Here is an 8,691-nt window from a genome sequence, read left to right as displayed (position 1 = left end):
CGATCCTCCCTGGCCAGGAGCACTTTCCTCTTTGCGGCAACCCAACAGACGATCACCCCGGTGAAAGCCCGAGGCTAGCCCGCCCCCGGGCGACGCCAGAAGACAACCGGCCTGACCTACCAGGCAGAGCACACCAACCAAGTCAACAACCATGTGGCGGACCGGAGAGATACACCCGTCTGGCCCGGCGTCCGTACAGAGCTGCCGCGTGGCGACGTGCTGCGACCAGCTGGGTCGCGGCGCTCGTCCCTGCACCTCTCGTCCGCAAGGACAACGCAGGCGGTCTGGCTCAGGGCACCAGCGCGTACCCCGTCCACCGGCCGTGACCGTGGCAGAGATGAACCTGGTGGTGGCAAGCGCCGGTGACACAGGCACCACTCACACCGGTAACAGAACTGAACACCGCCGAGCCCCGCCCGCTCGGGCAGACGGACGGGCAGACGGGCAGACGGGCAGACATCCTGCGCACCAGTAACGGAGATGAGCTCGACCCGGATGAGGCCCGAGCCGCGTTTCCGAGACCCCGCTTCGCCTATGCGCACCCGGCGGCGGACGATCCGGGGAGGGCAGGACCCCGCCGCGCCTGCTCACGATCACCCACCCGACCATCATCGACCCTGCCCTGCCCTGCCGTCACCGCCACCACCACGATCTTCTTTCCTTACCCCACACTGGTCACAGGAAAGTACAAATCACCCGTCTCATCTCATCCTGGCGGATAGGGCGGAACCTGCACAGCACGGTGAGCACGGTCGAGAAACATCTCACTCGAATTTACCGGAAACTCGCCGTCGGCGGCCGCATGGCGCCGCAGGAGGCCCTCTCGGAGATTTCCACAGACGGACTCCCCTGAACTTCCGGTCGACGATCCCCTGCACGACATATATCACACGACTCGACCTCCATCGACCTCCCTACTGTTCCCGCAACATTTCTGCAACATTGTCGACAGGACCGACACAGGGGTCCACTAGGGGTCACACAGGGGTACCCTCGAGAGAATTTCTGCATAATTATTGAAAGTGTGCGCCAATGCCCGGCCTGGACCAGCTCCCACACATCACGGCCGGTTGGGCCGACTTTCCCCCGCAGCCCGACCCCAGGACCTCCGGATTCCGCTGTCCCGGCCCCTCGGCATCCGGCACAACGGGATACCCGAAACGATGGGACAGCAATGAGATACGAGATCCTCGGGCCTCTTCGGCTGGCCACGGAGAATGACTACTCCTTTGTCAGGGCCCCCAAGACCGAAACCCTGCTCGCCACCCTGCTGGTCCGCCCGAACGAGGTCGTCTCCGCACATCAGCTCATCGACGAGGTCTGGGGGGCCAGCGCTCCCCGCAGCGCGAGCGCCGGCATCCACGTGATGGTGTCGAACCTGCGCAAACTGCTCCGGTCCGAGCGGCGTGGCAGTCCGATCGTGACCAGAGCACCGGGCTATCTGCTCGAACTGGGCGCGGACACCCTCGACGCTCACGAGTTCCTCGCGCTGGCCAGCCGGGGACACGTTCACGTCCGCCGCGGCCAGTACGCCGAGGCCGTGACCTGCTTCGGCAGCGCGCTTGCCCTGTGGCGGGGTCCGGTGCTCGGCCACCCGCCGGCGAGCCCGATGGTCGCCTGGTACGGCACCTGGCTGGCCGAGCAGCGGTTGAACTGCGTCGAGACCGGTCTGGAGTCCGAGCTCCTGCTCGGTCGCCACCGCCAGGTCATAGCCCGGCTGTACCCCCTCGTGGCGGAGCATCCGCTGCACGAACCCTTCTACCGTCACCTCATGGTCGCCCTGTACCGCTCGGAGCGGGTCGCGGACGCCCTCGACGTCTACCGGCTCGCCCGGCTCCGGCTACGCGATGAACTGGGCCTGGAGCCATGCCGCGCGCTGCAGGACGTTCATCGCGCGATCCTGGCCGGCGACCACCACGTGGACATGGCTCCGGTTCCCGGCTGAGCCGGCCCGGCCTCCCCAAGTCAGCCTTGCTGAGCGGGCTCGGTGTCCGGCCGCACGGAGGTGTTTCCCGGCGGAGCCGATCTCTCAGATCTCGTCCGGTATCTCGTCCGGGCTGGTGGGACGTTTCCCGTCCGGCTGGTGGTGGGGCGGAGCACCGGCCCGGCCCGGGTCCGGTCGACGAGGCCAGGGCCGACCGGACCCGGTGATGGCGTACCGAAGCGCTGGACGTCCGGGGACGGCGTCGCACGCTCAGCCGCTGCCCTCCAGGGCCGCCGCCTGCGCACCCACGATGTCCACCTTCTCGCCGCGGCCGTCCTCACGGAGCAGCAGGACAGCGACCAGCACCCCGACGACCATCGTCACCGCGGTGGCGATGAAGCCGATCCGAAAACCCTCGGTGAGCGCGGTCGCCGCCGTGTCGCCGGCGCGGGACCTGCTGGCCGTGCGATCCTCGGCGAGGATGGCGAAACCGAACGCGTCGCCCACCTGCGGCTGCTCGCCCGTGACGGCAGCGCCACCGGGGGCACGGGCTGCGCGCGGGGCTCGCCCGCGTACCACCGCCGCGCACTCCCTCGGAGGGGTCCGGAACGCTGCTGCTGGATACCGCCGGTCAGCTGGAGGCATCCACCGCCGAGGCGGACCGCTGGCTGCGGCGCATCGGTGCGGCCGAACCCTCCGAGCTGCCCGTTCCGATCGCCATGGTGGGGCTGCAGGCGCAGGCCAACGCCACCGCGGTCGGCCCACCGCGGCCGGCCCGGCTACGGATGCCGCTGCCGGAGGGTGGCTGGCTGCTGATCCAGGGCGGGGTGCTCGCCGGGGCGGGCACCGGTGGTGGGCCGCGCGCCGTGCCGGACGCGCCGCGGACCGCCGTGGTACTCCAGCCCGCGAGCCGGGCCGATCTGCTGCCGGTGCTGCTGGCCCTCTACGGCCTCACCGCCCGGGAACGTCAGATGGCCGAACTGCTCATCTCCGGGCATGGCACCGACCGGATCGTGCGGACCCTGGGCATCTCCCAGCACACGGTGCGCGATCACACCAAGGCCATCTTCGCCACGGTGAACGTGCTGTCCTGGGCCGAGCTGACGGCCGTGCTCAGTGCCGAGGTCTCCGGCCCGGTTCAGGTGGGCCCGGATCACGCGATGGGCCCCTGTCCCGCGAGCGTTGGTGTCGCCGGTTGACGAGCCGCCGGCCAGCCCAGGACGACACCGCGGGCCCAGAGCGACACGAGGGTACGGGGGCCGGCCTCCGTCCGTAGCGGTGGACGGGCCCTCAGCGGTTCGCGGATGGGCGAGGGGGAGCTCAGACCGCAGCGAGGCGACGTACGCCGGTCTCGACGACCGGTGTGGACGTGCTGGTGACGAGCGCGGCGAGGGCGCTGTCGCGGTCGATGGCGCGCACCACCGACTCCCCGGAAGGGCGGTGCCCACGGCGAGAACACGCACCCGCGCGACGTCCGTCACCGGTGACCTCCAGCCGTTGAGCTGTGTCCGGAACGGTCGTCATCGTCGGACAGGCGCCTACTTCGCGCCCAAGCTCAGCCGGCGCTCTGGGCGAACAGCGCGGCCAGCCTGGCGGCTCCCTGCTGGCGCAGCCAGGCGTCGAAGGTCAGCAGCCGCGGATGCAGGGCGCGGGTCGCCGCGATGTCGGCCTGGTAGCCGCCCCGGCCGTTGACGAAGCTCACGGCGTCGGCGTAGGACGCGTTGTGCGCCCGGACGGCGTCGAGGGGAACCCGCACGTGCTCGATGTGACGTCCCGATGCGCGGCTGAGGGCCCGCGCCGTGTCCGCGGGACGCAGTTCGTCACCAGGATGATCTCGCCCGCCGTACCAGCCACGTGCCCTCGCCTCTTTTCACCCGGTCCGCTTTTCACCCGGTCCGCCCGGTCCGCCCGCCAGGACATTAGGTACACGAATAATTACCTGAAGAAGTCTCGGGGCAGGCTACGCGGCCGGCCGGCGGAACCTGACTCCTCCGTTCGCATGTCGCGTGGTCCCGCCCGGCCGCGCCGGTGCCGTCCCAGCGGCGTCATCCCGGCGGCGTCATCCCGGCGGCGTCATCCCGGCGGCGTCATCCCGGCGGGAGCGTCGCCGCCAGCCCGGTCGAGCTGGCTCGTCGCGACGCTGAGGGCTGTGGACACGCGGGTGGGGGCGGTGGGAGGCGCGGGTAGGGTGGGTCTCGGAGGTAGGGACGCGGATGCTCGTGCTCCATGCGTTGTCCGGGCCGGGCGGTCCTTGCCTGTGGGCCGAGGATGCCGATCGCGTGCCACCGGACGACCCGCTCCCGTTCCCGTCCGGGGCCCCGCGGCGCCGCCGCGGTGTGGGCGGTAGCGGCGAGCGGGACCATCCCTTCGCGGCATCCCTGGCCGCGCTTGTGCGCCTGACGGCGCCCTACCACCGGTCCTCGGCACCGGTCGACGTCCATGCGAACGTCACGCTTCCGAGTCACTCCGGCGGCCCGCTGCCGTCTCCTCTGCTGTCCGGCCTGCGCGCTGACACCGATTCCACCGCTGACACCGACCCCGGCGCTACCAGCGACCCCGGCGCTACCAGCGGTAGCGACCACAGCGGCTCGACTGGTGATGACAGTGCGGTCGGGGTCGCCATGCGGCCCTCGCTGGACCGATGGCGGGTGGCGGTCGTCCGCGCCGATCTGGCGGCCGAACCGCGTGTCATGCGCGAGGGTGGTGCCGGCTGGGTAGCGGGGGCGTCACTACGGTTCCTCGCCGAGATCTGCGCGTTCGCCGGCGAACTGCTCGACCGCGGCCGGGTCCTGCCCGACGTGGTGCTGACGGTGGACGGGCCCGACGCGCGGTGGGTACCAGTGCTCGCCGGCCCCGATCTGCGCCACTTCGCCGATCTGCGCGATGCGATGCCACCCGCCTTGCGCTGCGCGGCGTCGCCGGTGCCGACGTCAGGGCCGCACGACGTGATGTCACCGGATGACGCGCTGCGCCAGGCGCTGGCCGCGGCCGTCGACGCGCAGGCCCGCCGGCGCCTCGACGTCGCCGCACCCGCCGACCGCGCCGCGGCCGAGAGCAGCGCGATCGGAGATGGCGGGATCGAGGTGAACGAGGTCAGCCGGCGGTGGGTCGCGGCGCTGGGGGGCGAGGCACGGTTCGGTGGGCCGGCGGACGAGGTGCGCGGGCTCGCCGCTCGGGTCGCGGTGTGGCGGGCGCGGGCCGCGGTGTCGCCTGCGGTCGTCACCTGCTTTCGGCTGCATGAGCCGGCGGACGCGGCGGACCCCGAGGCGCGGTGGCGCGTCGAGTTCCTGCTGCGGCCGGCGTCCGAGCCGAGCCTGTTGGTCGGTGCCGACCGGGTCTGGGACGGCCATGCCGACCGGCTCGCCAGCTGGCCCGCTCATCCCCAGGACACGCTGCTGGCCGCCCTGGGACGCGCCGCCGTCGTCTGGGCGCCGCTGCGACGCGCGCTGCTCGAGGCGAGACCCGCCGTCGTGCACCTCGACGTCGCCGAGGCCTTCGCGTTCCTGCGGGTCGCGGACGATCTGGAGCGGGCCGGTTTCGAGGTGCTCGTGCCCACCCACTGGCGACAGCCGGCCCGGGTGGGGCTCACGCTGAGCCTGCGGGCGGTGAACCCGGTGGTGGCGAGCGTGCGGGACGCGGCGATGAGCCTGGAGGAGATGGTCGACTTCCGCTGGGAGGTCTCCCTGGGCGACCAGCGCCTCAGCCGCGCCGAACTGGCCGAGCTGGCCGCGGCGAAGGTGCCGTTGGTGCGGGTCCGCGGCCGGTGGACCCGCCTCGACCCGGCCCTGCTCGCCGCCGGACTCGACCACACCCGCCGCGTGTCCGCCGCGGGAGCCCCGTCCGCTGTGGGAACTCCGTCCGCTGTGGGAACTCCGTCCGCGGCCATGATGACGGCCCGCGAGGCCCTGCGCCACGCCGGGCTGGACGGTCATGGTGCGGGCTGGGGCGAGCTGGAGGTCGACGTCCAGGCCGACGGCTGGCTGGGCGCGTTGTTGGACGGATCGCTGGGCGCGGGTGGTACCGGTGGCGCGGCGGATGGCGCGGCGGACGACGTGCTGGAGTTCGTGGGGGTGCCGGCGGGGCTGGCGGTGACGTTGCGGCCCTACCAGCGCCGCGGGCTCGCGTGGCTGGTGTTCCTGGACCGGCTCGGTGTGGGGGCGCTGCTCGCCGACGACATGGGGCTTGGCAAGACCGTCCAGGTGCTGGCCCTCGAACTGCACACCCGCCAGGGCGACCTGGCGCGACGCGGCACGACACCCGACGGTGGCGACGTACCTCGGCCGGTCGGGACGCGGGCGCCCACGCTGGTGGTGTGTCCGACGTCCGTGGTGGGGCACTGGGCGGGTGAGGCGGCGCGGGCGGCGCCGGGGCTGCGGGTACTCGTCCATCATGGCGGCGAGCGGGCACGGGGGGGCGAGCTCGCGCGGGTGGCGGCGGCGCACGACCTGGTGATCAGCAGCTACGCGGTGGTGCGGCGGGACGCGGCGGAACTGGCCGCGATCGGCTGGGACAGGATCGTGCTGGACGAGGCGCAGCAGATCAAGAACAGTGGCACCCAGGTCGCGCAGGTGGTGCGGCGGCTGCCCGCCCGCCACCGGGTCGCGCTCACCGGCACGCCGGTGGAGAACCGGCTCGCCGACCTGTGGTCGATCATGGATGTGCTCAATCCCGGTCTGCTCGGCAGCGCCTCGCGGTTTCGGGCGCGCTACGCCGTCCCGATCGAACGTTACGACGACACCGACGCGGCGCGGCGGCTGCGGGCCCGGGTCCGTCCGGTGTTGTTGCGGCGGTTGAAATCGAACCCGGCGGTCCTCGCCGAGCTGCCCGAACGCACGGAGCTGCGGGAGCTGTGCACGCTTACGCCCGAGCAGGTCTCGCTCTACCGCGCGGTGCTCGACGACCTGCTCGACCAGCTCGCCGACACCTCGCCGAACCGGCGCAAGGGTGTGGTGCTCACCGCGATGACCCGGCTGAAGCAGGTGTGCAACCATCCGGCGCACCTGTTGGACGACGCCTCCGCGCTGGCGGGACGCTCCGGCAAGCTCATCCGGGTCGAGGAGGTCCTCGACCAGATCGTCGCCGCCGGCGAACGCGCGCTGTGCTTCACCCAGTACGCCCGGTTCGGCGCCATGCTCACGCCGTACCTCGCCGAACGCCATGGTGTGGACGTCACGTTCCTGCATGGCGGGACGCCACGGCACGACCGCGACGCGATGGTCGAACGGTTCCAGCAGGGCCGTGGCCCGGGCATCTTCCTGTTGTCGCTGCGCGCCGGCGGGACGGGCCTGACACTGACGGCGGCCAACCACGTCCTGCATCTGGACCGGTGGTGGAATCCGGCCACCGAGGCGCAGGCCACCGACCGTGCCCATCGGATCGGCCAGCGCCGAGCCGTGCAGGTGCGCACGTTCGTCTGCATGGGCACGCTCGAGGAACGCCTCGACCGGATGCTCGCGGACAAGACCGCTCTGGCCCGGACGATGATCGGCAACGGCGAGTCGTGGCTGGCGACCCTGTCCGCCGCGGACCTGCGCGACCTGTGCGTCCTCGCCCCCGAGGCCCTCGATGTCTGAGCCGGCCGCCGCCACCCGGTCGACCCGGTCCAGCTGGTCGCGGCGGCTGCTCGCCCTGGTCGAGGACCTCGGCATGACCGCCGCGCTGCGCGACGGGCGTCGCCTGGACCGCACCGGTGCCGTCCTCGATCTACGCCGCACGGGCAACCTGGTCGTCGCCCGCGTCCGCCACCTCGACGGGGACGTCCCCGCGACCCGGGCCGACCCGGAGATCCACAAGGCGCGGCTCGCCGTCCGTACGTTCACCGGCGGCCAGTGGGCTCGGATCGAGCGCGCGTTGGCCAGCCGGGCCAGCTACGCGGCGTCGCTGCTCGTGGGCACCGTGCCACCGGACGTCGACCGGCTGTTCACCGCGCTGGGTCTGTCCCCGCTGCCGACCGGCGCGGACGACCTGGCCATGGACTGCACCTGCACCGACTGGCAGCGCCCCTGCGCCCACCTGGCCGCCGCCTGCCACGCCCTCGCCCGCCACCTCGACCATGATCCGTTCGAGCTGCTCGCGCTGCGCGGCAGGGAACGCGACGTCCTGCTCGACAGCCTGCGCACCTACCGCGGTGTGCCCGTCCCCGTTCCCGTGTCCGTCGCTGGTCTCGCAGCCGTCCCCGTCCCCGTCCGCGCGGCCGGGTCGGACCCCGCGCGGGTGGCGGACGGCGGCCCGGTGCCAGGTGGGGGGAGGGACGCCACCGCGCTGCCCCGCGATGTGGCGACGTTCTGGGCGGACTCGGCCAGCGCGCCGCCGCACCCGCGCTCCGATCGGGTCACGGACACGCTGCCCGCGTCGAGCCAGGTCGACCACACCAGCGTGCTCGACCGGTGCGGACCGCTGCGCACCAGCGGGCCCGACACCGCAGGTTCGGACACCGCCGGTTCGGATCGCACTGGTCCAGATGGCGCCGCTCTCGCGGATGGGGTCGGTGCGGATCTGCGGCCGCTGCTTCGGCCGGCCTACCTGGCCTTTGACCGCCGCCGACGAATACCGGGAGATGCCGAGGCCTGACGTCCCGCGCGAGCACGCTCTCTCGGACGGGGTTCTCGGACGCGGTCTCCAGGGCTTTGACATCCTCCCCGGTCTGAAGACCGGGGATTCCTACCCTCGCGGGCAGGTTTTCCTGTTTCGCTGACAGACGCCTCCCCACTCTAGGAGTGGGGTGGTCTCACTCCGTCTCCGCAGGCGATCACGGCGAGCCCCGCCGC

At 72.3% G+C, this 8,691-nt stretch carries 6 protein-coding genes; 4 read left to right on the top strand and 2 right to left on the bottom strand.

What is annotated here, in order from left to right; translation table 11 throughout:
* Nucleotides 1-1,174: 1,174 nt before the first annotated feature.
* On the top strand, nucleotides 1,175-1,945 hold the full coding sequence (locus tag MXD61_RS05090; protein WP_248811694.1) for an AfsR/SARP family transcriptional regulator: 771 nt from the start codon (nucleotides 1,175-1,177) through the stop codon (nucleotides 1,943-1,945).
* A 249-nt stretch (nucleotides 1,946-2,194) separates the two neighbouring features.
* Here the strand turns inward: MXD61_RS05090 and MXD61_RS05085 are convergent, their stop codons facing one another.
* A complete protein-coding gene (locus MXD61_RS05085) occupies nucleotides 2,195-2,431 on the bottom strand; it encodes a hypothetical protein (RefSeq protein ID WP_248811693.1) in 237 nt (78 codons plus the stop codon).
* 212 nt (nucleotides 2,432-2,643) lie between these two features.
* Here MXD61_RS05085 and MXD61_RS05080 point away from each other — a divergent pair, with 212 nt between their 5' ends.
* Nucleotides 2,644-3,123, top strand: a complete 480-nt coding sequence (locus MXD61_RS05080; protein WP_248811692.1) for a LuxR C-terminal-related transcriptional regulator — start codon at nucleotides 2,644-2,646, stop codon at nucleotides 3,121-3,123.
* Between the two features lie 356 nt (nucleotides 3,124-3,479).
* On the opposite strand, the gene MXD61_RS05075 is transcribed toward MXD61_RS05080, so the two are convergent.
* Nucleotides 3,480-3,680 (bottom strand): hypothetical protein, encoded by a 201-nt coding sequence (locus MXD61_RS05075; protein WP_248811691.1) that lies wholly within the window; start codon nucleotides 3,678-3,680, stop codon nucleotides 3,480-3,482.
* 523 nt (nucleotides 3,681-4,203) lie between these two features.
* Between MXD61_RS05075 and MXD61_RS05070 the strand changes: the two genes are divergently transcribed.
* Together MXD61_RS05070 and MXD61_RS05065 are read left to right on the top strand one after the other, a co-directional pair.
* Nucleotides 4,204-7,497, top strand: coding sequence for a DEAD/DEAH box helicase (locus MXD61_RS05070; protein WP_248811690.1), 3,294 nt, complete (start codon nucleotides 4,204-4,206; stop codon nucleotides 7,495-7,497).
* A complete protein-coding gene (locus MXD61_RS05065; RefSeq protein WP_248811689.1) occupies nucleotides 7,490-8,494 on the top strand; it encodes a hypothetical protein in 1,005 nt (334 codons plus the stop codon). The genes MXD61_RS05070 and MXD61_RS05065 overlap by 8 nt, the downstream gene beginning before the upstream one ends.
* The last annotated feature ends 197 nt before the right edge of the window (nucleotides 8,495-8,691 follow it).

This window comes from Frankia sp. AgPm24, assembly GCF_023243055.1.
GTDB classification, from domain to species: domain Bacteria; phylum Actinomycetota; class Actinomycetes; order Frankiales; family Frankiaceae; genus Frankia; species Frankia umida.
This window is presented reverse-complemented; position numbering and strand designations above follow the sequence as displayed.